Genomic DNA, 17463 nt, shown 5'->3' with positions numbered 1-17463 from the left:
GGCTGGGCGGATTTTCCACCGCGCTATTCGAGGGGCACTGTGCTTTCCGCGGCGGTTTGACACCTCCCAGCGGAACTGAAAATCTTCCCTTGCTTTCGAAAGCAGCCAGATTCGCAAGGATTGATTTCGCAAAGGAGCCCCTCTCCAATGTTCGCTGCGCACTTCCACCACGGCCACGACATCGTTTCCAACATCCTGGCCGGTCTCGCGCACGTCCTCGGCTGGCTGGTCTGACCCGCTGACCCGAGAAGGCGGGGCCGGTACGTTGGCGCGGACCGGCCCCGCACCCTTTCCGGCGGCGGTAACGTCGCCGCTGCTCCGTCAGACATGAATCTCCTTCGCTTCCGGTCCTGAGCTCTCCCGTACTAGGCTTCCGTCATTCGGGCAGGCGCAGGAAAGGACCGGGCACGTCATGGGCGACGTCACCGCGCGGATCGCCGAGATCGTCGGCGAGCGCAACCTCCTCTCCGGGGACTCCGTCCCGGACGACTATGCGAAGGACGAGTCCCTCACCGTCGGCGCCGTCAAGCCGGCCCACGTCGTCAAACCCGCCACCGCCGAAGAGGTCGCCGCAGTGCTGGCCGTCGCCGCCGAGAACGGCCTCCCGGTCACGGCTCGCGGCTCGGGCAGCGGGTTGTCCGGCGCGGCCCGCCCCCGCGAGGACGGCCTGCTCGTCTCGTTCGAGCGGATGAACGCGGTCCTGGAGATCGACACCGCCAACCAGGTCGCCGTCGTCCAGCCGGGCGTCACGCTCAGCGAACTGGACGAGGCGACCAAGGACGCCGGCCTCGCCTACACGGTCTACCCGGGCGAGTTGAGCGCGAGCGTCGGCGGCAACGTCGGCACCAACGCGGGCGGTATGCGCGCGGTCAAGTACGGCGTGGCGCGGCACAACATCGTCGGCCTGCAGGCGGTCCTGCCCACCGGCGAGATCATCCGCACCGGCGGCAAGACGTCCAAGATCTCCAGCGGTTACGACCTGACCCAGCTGATCATCGGCTCGGAGGGCACGCTCGCGCTGGTCACCGAGGTGATCGTCAAGCTGTACCCGCGCCTGCCGCACGCCGCGACGCTGCTCGCCCCGTTCGGTGATCTCGACCAGGTGATGCGCGCCGTCCCGGAGGTGATCGCCAGCGGTTTGACGCCGAACATCCTCGAGTACATCGACAACCTGACGATGGCGGCGATCACCTACAACGAGAAGCTGGAGCTGGGCGTCCCCGAGGAGGTCCGCAACGCCACGCAGGCTTACCTGGTGGTGGGCCTGGAAAACCGCGACGGCGACCGGCTGGACGGCGATGTCGAGCGGGCCGGCGAGCTGCTCGGCGAGCTGGGCGCGTCCGACGTGTACGTGCTGGACGGCGGCTCGGCGCGCAAGCTCATCGAGGCGCGGGAGAAGGCGTTCTGGACGGCGAAGGCCGCCGGCGCCGACGACGTGATCGACGTCGTGGTGCCGCGATCGGAGATGCCCGGGTTCCTGGCTAAGGTCCGGGAGCTCGCCACGGCAGCCGAGGCCGGCGCGATCGGCTGCGGCCACGCCGGGGACGGCAACGTCCACTTGGGAATCTTCTGCAAGGACCCGGAGAAGCGGCACCGGCTGCTGCACGACATCTTCGCGGCGGGCATGGCGGCAGGCGGGGCGATTTCCGGTGAGCACGGGATCGGGCAGGCGAAGAAGGACCACTTCCTCGCGCTCGAGGACCCGGCCAAGGTCGCGTTGCTGCGCCGGATCAAGCAGGCCTTCGACCCGAAGGGCATCCTGAACCCGGATGTCCTGTTCGACTGAGGAGTGAGATGAACGGCGCGCAGTCCCTGATCCGCACGCTCGTCGACGCGGGTGTCGACGTGTGCTTCTCCAATCCCGGCACGTCGGAGATGCACTTCGTCGCGGCGCTCGATTCGGTGCCCGAGATGCGTGGTGTGCTGGCCCTGTTCGAGGGCGTGGTCACCGGCGCCGCCGACGGTTACGCGCGGGTCGCGGGCAAGCCGGCCGCGACGCTCCTGCACCTGGGGCCGGGGCTGGGCAACGGCCTGGCGAACCTGCACAACGCCCGGCGCGGCCATGTGCCGGTGGTGAACGTGATCGGCGACCACGCGACCTACCACAAGAAGTACGATGCGCCGCTGGAGTCGGACATCGAGGCGATCGCCGGTTCGCTGAACGGGTGGGTGCGCCGGTCGGGGAACAGCGCGGACGTCGGCGCGGATGCCGCGTTCGCGGTCGCCGCGGCGCAGGAGGCGCCGGGCAAGGTGGCGACGTTGATCCTGCCCGCGGACGTCTCGTGGGGCGACGGTGGTGTGGCGGTGAAGCCGATGCCGCCGCGCTCGCCGCAGACCGTCTCGGACACCACGGTCAAGGCGGTCGCGGAGGTGCTGCGGACCGGTGAGCCGGTCGCGTTGCTGGTGGGCGGACCGGCCTGTCGCGAAGCCGGTCTGCGGGCGGTGAGCCGGATCGCCACCGCGACCGGCGCGAAGCCGTTCGTGGAAACCTTCCCGGCGAGGCTGGAACGCGGCGCCGGGCTGCCGACGATCGAACGCCTGGCGTACCTGGCCGAGCAGGTGCAGTGGCAGCTGGAGGGCATCAAGCACGTCATCGTGGCCGGCACCAAGCCGCCGGTGTCGTTCTTCGCGTACCCCGGCAAGGCGAGTGACCTGGTGCCGGAGGGCGCGCAGGTGCACACGCTGGCAGAGTTGGACCAGGACGTGGTGGGCGCGCTGGAAGCACTCGCGGACGAGGTCGCGTCCGATGTGGACCCGGTACTGCAGGAACCGGCTCGTCCCGCCTTGCCGAGCGGCCCGCTGACGGTGCAGAACTGGGTCGAGGTGATCGGCGCACTGCTGCCGGAGGGCGCGATCATCTCGGACGAGGCCAACACCTCCGGACTGCTCCTACCGGGCGCGACGGCCGGTGCCCCCCGCCACGACGTGCTCACCCTGACCGGCGGCGCCATCGGACAGGGACTCCCGGTGGCCGTGGGCGCCGCGATCGCCGCCCCCGACCGCCCGGTGATCGCACTGCAGGCGGACGGCAGCGCCCTCTACACCATCTCGGCACTGTGGACGATGGCGCGGGAGAACCTCAATGTGGCCACGGTGATCCTGAACAACCACGCCTACGCCATCCTGCGCATGGAACTGCAGCGAGTCGGAGCGGAAGCGTCCGGCCCGAAGGCGAAGGACCTGCTGGACCTCGCAAGGCCCGACATCGACTTCGTGAAGATCGCGGAAGGCATGGGCGTCCCAGCAACACGGGCGACAACGGCCGAGGAACTGGCCGAGCAATTCCGCAACGCCCTCAACGAGCCCGGCCCCCACCTCATCGACGCAGCAGTACCCCCGTTGCTCTGACGGCGAAGCGCCAGGGCTTTGAACCCAAGGTAGCTGGGTGGTCATCCCGTCGCCTGACACCGGCGCGATCACCTTGAGCCAGGGCCGCAACCCAGGCCGCCAACCGGCGGCCGAACATGCCAACCTTGCGGCCCTGGCTCAAGGTGATATGCACAAACCGGAAGGCGACGGGATGACCACCCGGCGACCACCCACCCAAGGCGAGACTAGGCACCCAACCCCTGGTCATCCCGGAGCCTGCCCGTCCGGCGAGGACTCTTTTGATCTTTAAACCCGCGCCTTCGCGCGGAAAAAGCGCCTCACGGCGCTCGAACGGTAACCTTTCGACCACCCCCGCCCCCGATGCCTGATTGTGTTTCAGTCGCCGAGCAGCCGTGTCAAGGCGGGAAAGCGTGCCTTGACACGGCTGGTCGGCGACTAAAGATCGGCTGTGGATCGGGGGCGGGGGAGGTCTGGTTGGGGTAGTCGGTGGCGTTGCGTTGCCCGGTTCCTGTTTGGTGCAAAGAAAAAGCGCCCTTCCCGGGTTGTTGGGAAGGGCGCCTCTTCTTTTTGTTATTCGAACTTTTCGCCTGCTTCGGCCTTCTTCACCAGCGACTCCGGCGGCTGGAAGTGCTCACCGTACTTCTCGGCCAGTTCCTTCGCCCTTGCCACGAAGCCGGGCAGGCCGCCCTCGTACTGGTTGATGTACTGGATGACACCGCCGGTCCAGGCCGGGAAACCGATGCCGAAGATCGAGCCGATGTTGGCGTCCTGCACCGACATCAGCACGCCTTCGTCGAAGCAGCGGACCGTCTCCAGCGCCTCGGCGAACAGCATGCGCTCCTGCAGGTCCTTGAACGGCACATTGCCGCTGCCGGACTTGAACGCCTCGCGCAGGCCGGGCCACAGTCCGACGCGCTTGCCGTTCTCGTCGTACTCGTAGAAGCCCGCACCGGACGACCGGCCCTTGCGGTCGAACTCGTCGATCATCCGGTCGATGACCGCCTCGGAGGCGTGCGCCTTCCAGGTGCCACCGGCCGCCTCGATCGCCGACTTGGTCTCCTCGCGGATCTTGCGCGGCAGGGTCAGCGTCAGCTCGTCCATCAGCTGCAGCGGCGGCGCCGGGTAGCCGGCCTGCGAACCGGCCTGCTCGATCGACGCCGGCTCGACGCCCTCGCCGAGCGCCGCGACCGCCTCGTTGATGAACGTGCCGATCACCCGGCTGGTGAAGAAGCCGCGGCTGTCGTTGACCACGATCGGCGTCTTCTTGATCTGCAGGGTGTAGTCGAAGACCTTCGCCAGGGTGGCGTCCGAGGTCTTCTCCCCACGGATGATCTCCACCAGCGGCATCTTGTCGACCGGCGAGAAGAAGTGGATGCCGATGAAGTCTTCCTGCCGCTGCACACCCTGCGCGAGGCCGGTGATCGGCAGCGTCGAGGTGTTCGACCCGAGCACGGCGTCCGGGTTGACGATGTTCTCGATCTCGCCGAAGACCTTGTGCTTGAGTTCCTGGCTCTCGAAAACGGCCTCGATCACGAAGTCCACCCCGGCGAAGTCCGCCGGGTCGGCCGTCGGCTTGATGCGCGCCAGCAGCGCGTCCGACTTCTCCTTCGTGGTCTTGCCCCGGGACAGCGCCTTCTCTTCGAGCTTGACCGCGTAGCCCTTGCCCTTCTCGGCCGCCTCCAGCGAGACGTCCTTGAGCACGACCTCGATACCGGCCTTCGCCGACACGTAGGCGATCGCGGCGCCCATCATGCCCGCGCCGAGCACGCCGACCTTCCGCGCCTGGTACTTCTCGTACCCGTCCGGCCGCGAACCGCCGGAGTTGATGTGCTGCAGGTCGAAGAAGAACGCCTTCGTCATGTTCTTCGCGACCTGGCCGGTGACCAGGCTGACGAAGTACCGGGTCTCGATCTGCGTCGCGGTCTCGATGTCGACCTGCGCGCCCTCGACCGCGGCGGCCAGGATGGCACGCGGCGCGGGCATCGGGGCGCCCTTGAGCTGCTTGCGCAGGTTCGCCGGGAACGCCGGCAGGTTCGCCGCGAACTTCGGGTTCGACGGGGAACCGCCGGGCATCTTGTAGCCCTTGACGTCCCACGGCTGCTGCGCCTCGGGGTTGGCCTTCACCCACTCCTTGGCCTTCGGCAGCAGCTCGTCCACACTGGACACGACCTCGTGCACGAGGCCCAGCTCCAGCGCCTTCGCCGGCTTGTGCCGCTGGCCCTGCACCAGCACGTTCAGCACAGCGCTCTGGATACCGAGCAGCCGCACGGTGCGCGCGACGCCACCGCCGCCGGGCAGCAGGCCCAGCGTCACCTCGGGCAGGCCGATGACGGTGCCCGGCACGTCCGCGACGATCCGGTGGTGCGTCGCCAGCGCGATCTCCAGGCCACCGCCGAGCGCGGCGCCGTTGATGGCGGCCACGACCGGCTTGCCGAGGGTCTCCAGCTTGCGCAGCTGGGCCTTCATGGCGTTCGTGCTCTCGGTGATCTCGGCCGCGTGCTCCGGCGTGGCCTGGATCAGGTCGCGCAGGTCACCGCCCGCGAAGAAGGTCTTCTTCGCCGAGGTGATCACGACACCGGTGATCGAGTCCTTTTCGGACTCCAACCGCTCGACCGTGTTCTTGAAGGACTCGCGGAAGTCGGCGTTCATCGTGTTCGCCGACTGGTTGGGGTCGTCCAGGGTGAGCACGACGATGCCGTCGGAGTCCTGGTCCCAGCGAATAGTGTTGGTCATGATCACACCCGCTCGATGATCGTCGCGATACCCATTCCGCCGCCGATGCACAGCGACAGCAGCGCGCGCCGCGCCTGGCGCCGCTCCAGCTCGTCGACCATGGTGCCGAGGATCATGGCACCGGTCGCGCCGAGCGGGTGGCCCATCGCGATCGCCCCGCCGTTGACGTTGACCTTCTCGTCCGGCAGCTTCAGGTCCTTCATCCACTTGAGCACGACGGAAGCGAACGCCTCGTTCAGCTCGAACAGGTCGATGTCGTCGACCGTCAGGCCGGCGATGTCGAGGACCTTCTTCGTGGCCGGGGTGGGGCCGGTCAGCATGATCGTCGGATCGGACCCGGTGATCGCGGCCGCCACGATGCGGGCGCGCGGGGTCAGGCCCAGGTCCTTGCCGACCTGCTCATTGCCGAGCAGCACCAGCGCGGCGCCGTCGACGATGCCCGAGGAGTTGCCGCCGGTGTGGACGTGGTTGATCTTCTCGACCGAGTGGTACTTCTGCAGCGCCACCGCGTCGAAACCACCGAACTCGCCGATGGTCTCGAAGGCGGGCTTGAGCTTGGCCAGGCTCTCCAGCGTGGTGCCGGGGCGGCGGTGCTCGTCGTGGTCGAGGATCGTGACGCCGTTGATGTCCTTGACCGGCACGACCGACTTCGCGAAGTAACCGCCGGACCAGGCCGCCTCGGCCTTCTCCTGCGAACGGACCGCGAACCGGTCGACGTCCTCGCGGCTGAAGCCCTCGATGGTGGCGATCAGGTCCGCGCCGATGCCCTGCGGCACGAAGTACGTGTCGTAGTTCGTGGCCGGGTCGGTGAACATCGGGCCGCCGTCGGAGCCCATCGGCACGCGCGACATCGACTCGACGCCGCCCGCGATGATCAGGTTCTCCCAGCCGGAGCGCACCCGGGCGGCGGCCTGGTTGACGGCCTCCAGACCCGAGGAGCAGAAGCGGTTGAGCTGGACACCGGCGACGGTGTCGGGCAGGCCGGCGGCCATCGCCGCGGCGCGCGCGATGTCGGCGCCCTGGTCACCGACCGGCGAGACGACGCCGAGGATGATGTCGTTGATCGCGGCCGGGTCCAGGCCCGGGTGCCGCGCCTGGAGTTCGTGAATCAGTCCGGTCACGAGGTCGATCGGCTTCACCCCGTGCAGGGATCCACCCTTGTTCTTGCCACGGGGCGTCCGGATCGCCTCGTAGATGTATGCCTCGTTGCTCACACCGACGGTCCTTCCTGCTTACTGCATCCGTCTGGGTCTGACGCTAATTGCCACTAACATACTCTGCCTGAATCCCCTGGTGTCAACCGTTTGCAGGGGGCCTCACTCCGGCTAGAGTGGGATCACCATGTCGAGCACCTCCCGTCGCCCCGACCGCAAGAGCCAGCTGGCCGGACTCGCCGCCGAGCTGTTCCGCGCCCGCGGCTACCACGGCGTCGGCATCAACGACATCGCCGCGGCGGCCGGTATCACCGGGCCCGCCCTGTACCGGCACTTCGCGGACAAGCAGGCGATCCTCGCGTACGTGCTGCTCGGCGGGGTGCAGGAGATGGAGGACGCGACCGCGGCCGCGTTGTCGAGCCTGCGGCGGCCGGACGGCGCGCAGGTGGAGCGGCTGTTGCGGGGCATCGCGGAGGCGTCGGTGGAGCGGCGCGACGTGGCGGCGCTGTGGCGGTGGGAGGGGCGGCACCTTTCGCCCGAGGACCAGCGCGAGATCGCCCGGCGGTCCACGGCGCTGCTGTCGACCTGGGCCAAGGAGCTGATGAACCTCCGCGCCGACCTGGGGCCGGCGGACGCGGAGCTGCTGTGCTGGGCGGCGATGAGCGTGTTCGGCAGCGTTTCGGTGCACCGGACGTCCGTGGCGCGGAAGCGGTTCGCCGAGTTGCTGGCGGAGCTGGCGCGGCGGGTGCTGCACGTGCGGCTGCCGTCGGAGGTCGTTGAGGACGAGCCGGTGCCGGTGGGCGTCGGGGTGCCGTCCCGGCGGGAGCAGATCCTGTCGGCGGCCGCGGAGCTGTTCCACCGCAAGGGTTTCCACGCGGTGAGCATGGAGGACATCGGCGCGGCGGCCGGCATCGCGGGCCCGAGCGTGTACCGCCACTTTTCGAGCAAGGCGGCGCTGCTGGGGGCGATCGCGCGGCGGGCGGGCGACCGGTTGCTGCTGGACGCCGAAAGGGTGCGCCTGAGCAGCGCCGACGAGACGGAGGCGCTGCGCGGGCTGATCGACTCGTACGTGCGGGTGCTGACCGGTTCGGCGGAGCTGGCGGTGTCGTTTTCGGCGGACGCGGTCAACTACGCGGAGGAAGAGGGCCCCGAGCTGCTGCGCATCCAGCGGGACTACGTGGCGCAGTGGGTGAGCCTGCTGGGCGCGGCGCAGCCGGCGCTGAACCCGCGCGAAGCGAAGATCACGGTGCACGCGGCGCTGACGATCGCGAACGACCTGTCCCGCACGCGGCGGGTCAACTCGCGGCCAGGGCTGGCGGCCGAACTGCGAGTCCTGATGGCGGCGGTGCTGGACCTGGATTAGGGCTTGGGCAGCAGGGGTTCGAGCCTGCCGGCGAGCTCCTGCGCCGCCGTGCAGACCTGATCGCGAACATCGGACCGCGAAATCGAGGCGATGACGAGGGCACGCGCGTGCTCACCGACCGCGAGGCCCACCTCGCACATCCCATCCGCTGGAGAACCCACCTGAAGCGCGCGGCGGCCGTTCACCTGCGTGGACATCGCCCGCGGTTCCTGAGCCTGCAGTTCGGCAAGCCCCTGGACCGGATCAAGCGCGATCGCAAGGGCGCCGTACTCGCTCTTGGAGGCGACGCACTCGTTCCGCACGGTCTTCCGCTCGCCGGGCTGGAAGCCCTGACCGGCGAGCAGCTGGTCGAGCACAGTGCAGGCATCGAGCGAACGCAGCAGATCGGAAGCGTTCGTCCCGGTCGCCGAGGCGGTCACGGCCGGATCCGGCGCCGGGGCACCGTCCACGGTGGCGGTGCAGGCAGCCAACCCCAGGGCGACACCGGCCAGAAGGCTCGCCATACCTGAGCTACGGATCACTGGTCCCCTCAGTCCTTGAAACGCCCGAGATACTGCGTCGCGGCTTCATCGGCGGCGTCATAGTTGCGCATTGCCACCTCCAGCGCCTGCTGAAGATTATCCAGCCCTTCCAACAGCGCCTTGAACACCGGCACCAGGGATTGGGCATCGGAATCCATCGCGGCTCGCATGTGCTCCGCCACCTGCCGCGCGTATACATCATTACCGAGCTTCGGCGCCCGTCGAAGCAACTCGATTCGGGCGTTCAGCGCGTCGAGCTGGCCGTGAGCATGCGAAATCGCACTCCGCAGATGAGTTCCGGTCTCTTCGTCGACGGCCCACCGGCCCGCCTGCGCCTCTCCGAGCATGTGCTTCGCGCCGTCAGCGAAGGATTTTGCCTGCTCGGGGCTCCCCACAGCGTTCGTGATCGCGGAAGCCACCGATTGAACAGGTTCGCCGCTCTCGCTCACTTCGCCCCCTCGAGTAACAAGTCGCTCACTCACGGTACAGCGCGCCCAGCCGCACCTGGCCGAAACTTGCCAACTCACCCCAAAACCGGCACCCCGTCGATACCGTGCTCACTGTGAAGCGCGCCCTCCTGCTCCTCCTCCTTCCGCTGGCCGCGTGCAGCGGCGACGGCGAGCCCACCGAAACCCCGGCGCCGGCCGCCACCTCGTCCGCGCCACCGGCCCTCACCGCCGCCGATGGGCGTGACTACGGCGCCTGCCTGGACGGCACCTGCGAAGTCCTGGTGAGCGGCCCGGTCGACATCGTGCTCACCGGGCAGGGCGGGGTGGACCGGATCGCCGTCCGCGCGGTCACCGCCGGGGGCATCGAGTTCGCCACTGGCGACGGCAGCGGCAGCCTCACCCCCGGTTGCGTCTCCACCCTCTACGAGAACGGCTCCGGCTCGCGCTGCAGCAGCGGCGAACCCGAGAAGCCGAAGCCGGTCGACGGGGTCCTCGCGATGCAGGTCGTCGACGTGCGGGACGGCACCGCCGTGCTCCGGCTCGTGTCCGGGGCCGTCGGTCCGCCGCCCAGCTCGCTTCGGCCCCCGATGCCCGTCATCCCGACCTGGCGCCCCTGACGTCGGGCGGCTGGCGTTCACCGGCCCCCATGCGTTAACCTACTCACGAGTAGGTAACGGCGATGGGAGTGCGACGTGGCAGCGCTCAGGGAGAACAGCGGCCGGAAGAGGGACGTGATGGGCCTCGGCCTGGCCGCCCTCTCCCGGCTCGCGGGCAGCAGGACGCTGGAACGCAGCGGGTTGCGCGAGCCGGTTCAGAACCTGGTTTCGGCGGCGACGAGGAACGGTTTCAAGGTCGCCGGCGCGGCCAGCCGGACGTTCTCCTCGTCGCGCAAGCGGGGCGGCGACGCGACCCGCCCGGCGCCGGCCGAGGACAAGGGCCTGTTCGACCTCACGCCGTCCGAAGACCAGCAGATGATCGTCGAGACGGTGAGCGAGTTCGCGGCCGAGCAGCTGCGGCCCGCGGCCGCCGAGGCGGACGAGAAGCTCAGCCCGCCGGACGGCCTGCTCACCAGGGCCGCCGAGCTGGGCGTGACGCTCATCGGCATCCCGGAGGAGCTGGGCGGCGCGGGCGCGGAGCGCTCGGTCGTCACCAACGCGCTGGTCGCCGAGGCACTCGCCCACGGCGACCTCGGCCTGGCCGTCGCGGTGCTCGCGCCGTCCGCGGTCAGCAACGCGCTCGTCCTGTGGGGCGACGCCCAGCAGCAGGCCGACTACCTGCCGGAGTTCGTCGGCGAGAACGTGCCTGCCGCGGCGCTGGCCCTGCTGGAGTCCAAGCCGCTGTTCGACCCGTTCAAGCCCGCCACCAAGGCCCGCCGCACCCCCGGCGGCTACCAGCTGGACGGCGTGAAGTCCCTGGTCCCCCGCGCGGGCCAGGCCGAACTGTTCGTCGTGTCCGCCGACCTCGAAGGGCGCGGCCCGGCGCTGTTCCTCGTCGAGTCGTCGACCAAGGGCGTGTCGATCGAGGCCGACCCGGCGATGGGCCTGCGGGGCGCGGCGACCGGGAAGCTGCACCTGGAGAAGGTGTCGCTGCCCGCGGGCGCGTTGCTCGGCGGCGGTTCGCCGGACGTGTTCACCGAGGCCGTGCGGCTGTCCCGTCTCGGCTGGGCCGCGCTGGCCACCGGCACCGCGAAGGCCGTGCTGGACTACGTGATCCCGTACGTGAACGAGCGCACCGCGTTCGGCGAGCCGATCAGCCACCGCCAGGCGGTCGCGTTCTCGGTCGCGGACATCGCGATCGAACTGGAGGGCATGCGCCTGGTGATGCTGCGCGCCGCCGCGCGGGCCGAACAGGGCAAGCCGTTCGCCCGCGAGGTCGCGCTGGCCCGCAAACTCGCCGCGGACAAGGGCATGCGCATCGGCAGCGCCGGGGTGCAGCTGCTGGGCGGGCACGGGTTCGTGAAGGAGCACCCGGTCGAGCGGTGGTACCGCGACCTGCGTGCGATCGGTGTGCTCGAGGGCGTCGTCCTCCTCTGACAAGCCTGGGAAGGTCATCATGATCAATCTGGAAACCCCGAAGAAGGCCCGGGCGCTGATCAACCAGGCGTACCAGGCGGCGTCGGAAGTGCTGCGGCCGATCTCGCGCAAGTACGACCGCGCCGAGCACGAGTACCCGGTCGAGCTGGACATGTTCGCCGCGGTGCTGGACGGGCTGAACTCCTCAGGTGAGGGCGGCGCGGGCGCGGCCGGCGTGCGGCGCAACGAGAAGGAGAAGGCGACCGGGAACCGCAACGGCGGCAACCTGGCGACGGTGCTCGGCACGATCGAAATGTGCTGGGGCGACGTGGGTCTGCTGCTGTCGATGCCGCGGCAAGGTCTCGGCAACGCCGCGATCGCGTCGGTGGCCAACGACGAGCAGCTGAAGCGGTTCGCGAAGGTGTGGGCCGCGATGGCGATCACCGAGCCGGGCACCGGTTCGGACTCCGCGAACATCACCACGACCGCCACCGAGGACGGCGACAGCTACATCCTCAACGGCGAGAAGATCTTCGTGACCTCCGGTGACCGCGCGGACGCCGTGGTCGTCTGGGCCACTTTGGACAAGTCGCTCGGCCGGGCGGCGATCAAGTCGTTCGTGGTGGAGAAGGGCACTCCGGGCTTCGAGGTCGTGCGGCTGGAGCACAAGCTCGGGATCCGCGCGTCCGACACGGCGGTGCTGCGGTTCGACAACTGCCGCGTGCCGAAGGAGAACCTGCTCGGCTCGCCGGAGATCAACACGTCCAAGGGGTTCGCGGGGGTCATGCAGACCTTCGACAACACGCGCCCCCTGGTCGCGGCGATGGCGGTCGGCCTGGCGCGGGCCGCGCTGGAGGAGACGGCGAAGATCCTTGCCGAGGCGGGTGTCGTGGTGGACTACGACCGCCCGGCGCACCACCAGCACGCCGCGGCGGCCACGTACCTGGAACTGGAAGCCGACTACGAAGCGGCGTACCTGCTGACGCTGGAGTCGGCGTGGATGGCCGACAACCGCAAGCCGAACTCGCTGCAGGCATCCATGGCGAAGGCGAAGGCCGGCCGATCGGTCGTGGACATCACGCTCAAGTGCGTCGAGCTGATCGGCACGCTCGGCTACACGGAAGAGATGCTGCTCGAAAAGTGGGCCCGGGACTCGAAGATCCTGGACATCTTCGAAGGCACGCAGCAGATCCAGCAACTCATCGTCGCGCGGCGGTTGCTGGGGAAGACTTCGGCGGAGCTGAAATAGCGCGCCACCGCCCGGCTCCCCGTGTGCGGAGAGCCGGGCGGACTCGCCCGCCGGGTGACGGCGCTGGTCTTTCCGCGCGTTCGCGCGTTCAATGGGGATCCCGGAGGTGAACCATGGGCGATCGCGACGATTTCCTCACCTGGGTCGGCTCCCGGCTGCGGGACGCCGAAGTCGCGTTGCACAACGGCGACCCGGTGCCGCGGCGGGCGATCTGGTCGCGGGCGGAACCGGTCTCCGTGCTGGGCGCCTGGCTGAACGCCACCGGCCAGGCCGAGATCGACGACCTGTTCAGCCGGCTCGGAGCCACCTTCTCGGACTGCGCCTCCTACGAACACGAGATCGTCGCAGCCGATGTGGTCGGTGACATGGCCTACACGGTGGGCTACGAACACACCCGGGCGTCCGTCGACGGGGAACCGCGCGACTACACCCTGCGCGCGACCCAGATCTACCGCCGCGAGGACGGCGAATGGAAAGTCGCCCACCGGCACGCCGACCTCGTCCAAAACGCCTGAGCCATCGCAGTCGTTAGGCTTCCCGCGTGCGAAAAGCGACGGTGAAGATCCGGCCGGACACCGATCCCGCCACCATCGAACCGCGCATCGCCGGGCAGGCGACTGAGCGGGTCCTCGTCGCCGCGCCCTTGCCCGCCCCTGTCCTCGCCGCCGCCGCGGAGGCGCTCGCCGCGCATCCCGGCGTCGCGCTCCACCTGCTGGGACACGCCGATCCCGCGCAGCTGCCCGTGTTCCGCCACGTGCGAGAACTCGCCCTCGACGTGCCGCACGCCACGGCCTTCGACGTGCTCTCCGAGTTCACGGAACTCCGCGAGCTGCGGCTCGGCCGCACGAACTCCGCCAAACCGTCCCTCGCCTTCCTCGGCGGACTGCCGAACCTGGTCACGCTCGCCGTCGACGAGCACGGCAGGGGCTTCGAGTCGATCGCCGGCGCCTCATCCCTGCGCCACCTCGCACTGCGTTCTCCGCGCGCGAAATCCCTCGAACCCCTGCGCGGTCACCCCGCGCTCGAGACCTTCGCGATGGACTTCGGCGGCATCCGGGACCTGACCCCACTGGCCGGCATCCCGACGCTGCGCGGGCTCGCCCTCTTCCAGATCCGCGGGCTCGACGACCTCAGCGCCCTGGCCGACTGCGTCAACCTCGAAGCGGTCTCCCTCGGGGCACTCAAGAACGTCCCCGACTTGCAGGCGCTCGCCCGGCACCCCGCCCTGCGGTTCCTCATCCTCGAACTCCTCCGCGGCCTGGACACCCTCGCCCCGCTCGCGACGTGCGCACGCCTCGAACAGCTCGCTCTCTTCGACTCGCGCCCGGCCGACCGGCGGCTCGACGTCCTCGTCCCCGCGCCCGGCCTGCGGCACGCCCTGATCGGCGACCCGTACCCACCCGCCCAGGTCGACGCGCTGCGCGAGCGGTTGTACACCCTCCATTACCGCGGCGAGAACCTGCGCGGCGACGGCTCCGCTCTCCGCGTCCACTGGCGCACCCCGGTCACCGACCTCCTCTGACCGTCCACAGAAGATCTTCCGGCTCGACGTAACGCGCAACTCCCGGGTGCGACTCTCCCTACTATCCCGAAGGGAGGCCCGAAGATGACTGGTTACCTCGTCCAGCCCGCCTCGGTGGAAAGGTTCCGCGACGGCTTCGACGGCCGGATCGTCACGCCGGAGGACGGCGACTACGAGAGCGTCCGCGGCGTCTTCAACGCCATGATCACCGCCCGCCCGCAGGTCATCGCCCAGTGCGGGACCGTCCGGGACATCACGGCGGCGCTGCGGTTCGCCCGGGACAACGCACTTCCGGTCGCCGTGCGGGGTGGGGGGCACAGCGTCGCCGGGGCGTGCCTGGTCGAGGACGGTCTCGTCATCGACCTGCGCCGCCTCAACGCCGTCACCGTCGACGCCGAGGCGAAGACCGCGACGGCGGGCGGTGGCGCCACCTGGGGCGACTTCGACCGAGCCTGCCAGCCGCACGGCCTGGCCACCACCGGCGGCCGCGTGTCGACCACCGGCGTGGCCGGCCTGACGCTCGGCGGCGGCTCCGGCTGGATCGAACGCAAGTTCGGCCTCGCCTGCGACAACCTGCTCTCCGTCGACCTCGTCACCGCCGACGGCCGCGAGGTCACGGCAAGCGAGCAGGAGAACCCCGACCTCTTCTGGGCCCTGCACGGCGGCGGCGGCAACTTCGGCGTGGCCACCCGGCTCACCTTCCGGCTGCACGACCTGCCGGAGTTCTCGATGGCCCTGATGCTGTGGCCCGGCGACCAGGGGCGCGCCGTCGCCGGTGTCTACCGCGACCTCATGCGCACCGCGCCGGACGAGATCGGCGGCGGCCTGCTCTACCTCACCGGCCCGCCCGAGGAGTTCGTGCCCGGACACCTCGTCGGCCGGCTCTGCTGCGGCGTCCTGGTCACCTGCACCGGCCCGGAAACCCGGCTGCGCGACATCATCGGCCCGCTGCTCGCGACCGCGCCGCCCGGCCAGGTCATCACCGACGTCCCCTACGCCGGCCTGCAGTCCATGCTCGACGACCCCGCGGGCTTCCGGAACTACTGGTCCGACGAGAACCTGCGCGAACTGCCCGACGAAGCCCTCGACCGGTTCTGCGAACGCGCGCTGGACATGGTGGTGCCGTCACCGTCGCAGCACGCGCTGCTGCCGTGGGGCGGCGCCGTCACCCGCGGCCAGGACTGGCCGGGGTTCGACCGCGACAACCAGTGGGCCGTGCACCCGCTGGGCCTGTGGGCCGACCCGGCCGACGACGACCGCGCCATCGCGTGGGCCCGCAACCTGCGCGCCGACATGCGGCCGTGGGCATCCGGCGACGTCTACCTCAACTTCATCGGCGACGAGGGCGACGACCGCATCGTGGCCGGCTACGGCGAGGAGAACTACCGGCGCCTGCAACGCATCAAGGCCGACTACGACCCGGACAACGTGTTCAACCGCTGGCACGACATCAAGCCGGCCTAACCGAGCAGAGCCCGGAGCGCCGCGGCGAACTGCGTGGGGCGTTCGACCGGCCCGAGGTGGCCGCCGGGAAACTCCGTCAGCGGTAGTCCGAGCCGGTTCGCCAAAGCGGCGGCGGCCCGGTACGGCAGCTGGCCCCGCGAGTCGATCCCGGCGACCGGGACCAGCCGCGGCCCGGCGGCGGCGAGCGCGGCCACGTCGACGTCCGCGGACGTGAACGGCACCAGGACGTGCTCGAGGAACAGCGGCTGGAGTTCGCCGAGGCGGGCGAACAGCTCCAGCAGTTCCGGCGTCGGCGGCTCCGGGCTGGTTTCCGCGTACCCGTCCAGCCAGTCGCCGGGGTGGCGCAACTCCGGGGTCGCCGCGCCGGGTTCGGGAGCCGTCATGGCGTCGGTCATCAGCCGCGCCGCTTCGTCCAGGTCCCCGGTGCGCGCCGCCGCCCGGACGGCCTCGAGCGCGGCACGGTGGCGGTCCGCGTCCGGCAGCAGGCCGACCACCGGCGGCTCGTGGACCACCGCGAGACGCACGCGCTCCGGGTGGCGGGCGAGCAGGTCGAGGGTCGTGATGGCGCCGGCGCTGAACGCGAACACCGCGGGCGGCTCGTCGAAGAGCGCCTCGATCAGGCCGAGCACGTCCTCGGCGTAGACCTTCGGGTGCTGGTCGCCGTCCGGCCGCGCCGACACCAGGCGGCTGGACATGGCGACGACGCGGTAGTGATCGGCCAGGTGCGCGGCGAGCCCGTCGAAGACGCCGGCGTGCCCCGCCCCGCCGGGCAGGAGCAGCAGCGGCGGGCCGTCGCCGCGCTCGTGGTAGTCGATGGGCGTGCCGTCGAGCGTGATGCGCATGGGTTTCTCCGGTCCCGGGTCAGTGGATCTTCGTCCAGTTGGTCAGCGTGTGGTGGAGCGCGTCGACCGCGCGACGCCAGGACACGTCGAGACTGTGGTCGGCGGTGAAGGCGCCGGTGGCTTCCAGGTCGCTGAAGCCGTGCAGGGTGCTGCGCAGGAACCGGACCGCGTCGGTGGCGTCCGGTTCGGACAGGTCGTACCCGCGCAGCAGCGCGTAGCAGACCTCGATGATGCGCATGACGCCCGGCGTTTCGGCGGCCCGCTCCGGCGGCACCGGGTGCCGCGTGGCGGCGTAGCGGCCAGGGTGCTCCGTCGCCAGGGTTCGGTAGGTGTCGGCGAAGGCGGTCAGCGCGTCGCGGCCGGCGCGTCCGGCCACCGCCGCGCTCAACGCTTCCGCCCATTCGGAAAGCGCCCGCAGCGCCACACGTTCCTGCAGGTCTGCGAGGCCGCGGATGTGGGTGTAGAGGCTGGCGTCGCGGACGCCGAACCGCTTCGCGAGCGCCGCGAGCGTCACGTTCTCGAAGCCGATCTCATCGGCCAGGTCGGCGGCGGCCGACACCAGCGCGTCCGGCGTGATCCTCCCACGCGGCATTTTCCTAACCTCCCTAGGACTGGTCCTAATATACACAGGACCCGGCATCGCGGTCATCGGCAAGCAGATGCGGGTGCCCGAGCGGAGGTCCTCGATGGGGCACGCCAACGCAGGCACCACGGTGTATGCCGGTAGTTGATCGTGCAGCGTTATCAGGGGGGTGGCCGGCGGCGCGGATCGCTGAGCAGCTCGGGGTGGCCCGTTCCACGGGCAGCTTGGGCTCCGTCAGCTC

General features: G+C 70.0%; 15 protein-coding genes. 9 read left to right on the top strand and 6 right to left on the bottom strand.

Annotated elements, in window-relative coordinates:
- Positions 1 to 412 precede the first annotated feature (412 nt).
- The gene (locus AMYTH_RS0135635) at positions 413 to 1786 is read left to right on the top strand and encodes an FAD-binding oxidoreductase (RefSeq protein WP_027934224.1); all 1374 of its coding nucleotides are present in this window, start codon (positions 413 to 415) and stop codon (positions 1784 to 1786) included.
- 8 nt (positions 1787 to 1794) lie between these two features.
- Positions 1795 to 3348 carry an acetolactate synthase large subunit gene (locus AMYTH_RS0135630; RefSeq protein ID WP_027934223.1) on the top strand — a complete coding sequence of 518 codons (1554 nt, stop codon included), beginning with the start codon at positions 1795 to 1797 and terminating at the stop codon, positions 3346 to 3348.
- Between the two features lie 552 nt (positions 3349 to 3900).
- On the opposite strand, the gene AMYTH_RS0135625 is transcribed toward AMYTH_RS0135630, so the two are convergent.
- Both AMYTH_RS0135625 and AMYTH_RS0135620 read right to left on the bottom strand, forming a co-directional pair.
- On the bottom strand, positions 3901 to 6063 hold the full coding sequence (locus AMYTH_RS0135625) for a 3-hydroxyacyl-CoA dehydrogenase NAD-binding domain-containing protein (RefSeq protein ID WP_037324254.1): 2163 nt from the start codon (positions 6061 to 6063) through the stop codon (positions 3901 to 3903).
- A 2-nt stretch (positions 6064 to 6065) separates the two neighbouring features.
- The gene (locus tag AMYTH_RS0135620) at positions 6066 to 7277 is read right to left on the bottom strand and encodes an acetyl-CoA C-acetyltransferase (protein WP_027934221.1); all 1212 of its coding nucleotides are present in this window, start codon (positions 7275 to 7277) and stop codon (positions 6066 to 6068) included.
- A gap of 127 nt (positions 7278 to 7404) precedes the next feature.
- Here AMYTH_RS0135620 and AMYTH_RS0135615 point away from each other — a divergent pair, with 127 nt between their 5' ends.
- A complete protein-coding gene (locus tag AMYTH_RS0135615) occupies positions 7405 to 8580 on the top strand; it encodes a TetR/AcrR family transcriptional regulator (RefSeq protein WP_027934220.1) in 1176 nt (391 codons plus the stop codon).
- Here AMYTH_RS0135615 and AMYTH_RS0135610 read toward each other — a convergent pair.
- On the bottom strand, positions 8577 to 9083 hold the full coding sequence (locus AMYTH_RS0135610) for a DUF3558 domain-containing protein (protein WP_037322939.1): 507 nt from the start codon (positions 9081 to 9083) through the stop codon (positions 8577 to 8579). The genes AMYTH_RS0135615 and AMYTH_RS0135610 overlap by 4 nt on opposite strands.
- Before the next feature lie 26 nt (positions 9084 to 9109).
- Entirely contained in the window at positions 9110 to 9550 is a 441-nt protein-coding gene (locus AMYTH_RS0135605; RefSeq protein ID WP_228685097.1) for a hypothetical protein, read from the bottom strand.
- Between the two features lie 113 nt (positions 9551 to 9663).
- Here AMYTH_RS0135605 and AMYTH_RS0135600 point away from each other — a divergent pair, with 113 nt between their 5' ends.
- The 6 genes from AMYTH_RS0135600 to AMYTH_RS0135575 all read left to right on the top strand — a co-directional run bounded on the left by AMYTH_RS0135600 (position 9664) and on the right by AMYTH_RS0135575 (position 15797).
- Positions 9664 to 10167 (top strand): hypothetical protein, encoded by a 504-nt coding sequence (locus tag AMYTH_RS0135600; RefSeq protein WP_228685095.1) that lies wholly within the window; start codon positions 9664 to 9666, stop codon positions 10165 to 10167.
- Positions 10168 to 10284: 117 nt separating this feature from the next.
- Complete coding sequence (locus AMYTH_RS0135595) at positions 10285 to 11583, top strand: acyl-CoA dehydrogenase family protein (RefSeq protein WP_027934216.1); 1299 nt, start codon at positions 10285 to 10287, stop codon at positions 11581 to 11583.
- Positions 11584 to 11602: 19 nt separating this feature from the next.
- Positions 11603 to 12811 (top strand): acyl-CoA dehydrogenase family protein, encoded by a 1209-nt coding sequence (locus tag AMYTH_RS0135590; RefSeq protein ID WP_020420445.1) that lies wholly within the window; start codon positions 11603 to 11605, stop codon positions 12809 to 12811.
- 113 nt (positions 12812 to 12924) lie between these two features.
- A complete protein-coding gene (locus tag AMYTH_RS0135585; RefSeq protein ID WP_027934215.1) occupies positions 12925 to 13326 on the top strand; it encodes a nuclear transport factor 2 family protein in 402 nt (133 codons plus the stop codon).
- A gap of 26 nt (positions 13327 to 13352) precedes the next feature.
- Positions 13353 to 14333 carry a leucine-rich repeat domain-containing protein gene (locus AMYTH_RS0135580; RefSeq protein ID WP_157360716.1) on the top strand — a complete coding sequence of 327 codons (981 nt, stop codon included), beginning with the start codon at positions 13353 to 13355 and terminating at the stop codon, positions 14331 to 14333.
- A gap of 84 nt (positions 14334 to 14417) precedes the next feature.
- Positions 14418 to 15797, top strand: coding sequence for an FAD-binding oxidoreductase (locus tag AMYTH_RS0135575; RefSeq protein WP_027934213.1), 1380 nt, complete (start codon positions 14418 to 14420; stop codon positions 15795 to 15797).
- Here the strand turns inward: AMYTH_RS0135575 and AMYTH_RS0135570 are convergent.
- Positions 15794 to 16639: an alpha/beta fold hydrolase gene (locus AMYTH_RS0135570; protein ID WP_027934212.1), complete on the bottom strand. Its 846-nt coding sequence runs from the start codon at positions 16637 to 16639 to the stop codon at positions 15794 to 15796. The two genes, AMYTH_RS0135575 and AMYTH_RS0135570, sit on opposite strands and share 4 nt — an antisense overlap.
- 19 nt (positions 16640 to 16658) lie before the next feature.
- Positions 16659 to 17231 carry a TetR/AcrR family transcriptional regulator gene (locus tag AMYTH_RS0135565; RefSeq protein ID WP_020420451.1) on the bottom strand — a complete coding sequence of 191 codons (573 nt, stop codon included), beginning with the start codon at positions 17229 to 17231 and terminating at the stop codon, positions 16659 to 16661.
- Between the last annotated feature and the right edge of the window lie 232 nt (positions 17232 to 17463).

The sequence above is a fragment of the Amycolatopsis thermoflava N1165 genome (genome assembly GCF_000473265.1).
GTDB classification, from domain to species: domain Bacteria; phylum Actinomycetota; class Actinomycetes; order Mycobacteriales; family Pseudonocardiaceae; genus Amycolatopsis_E; species Amycolatopsis_E thermoflava.
This window is presented reverse-complemented; position numbering and strand designations above follow the sequence as displayed.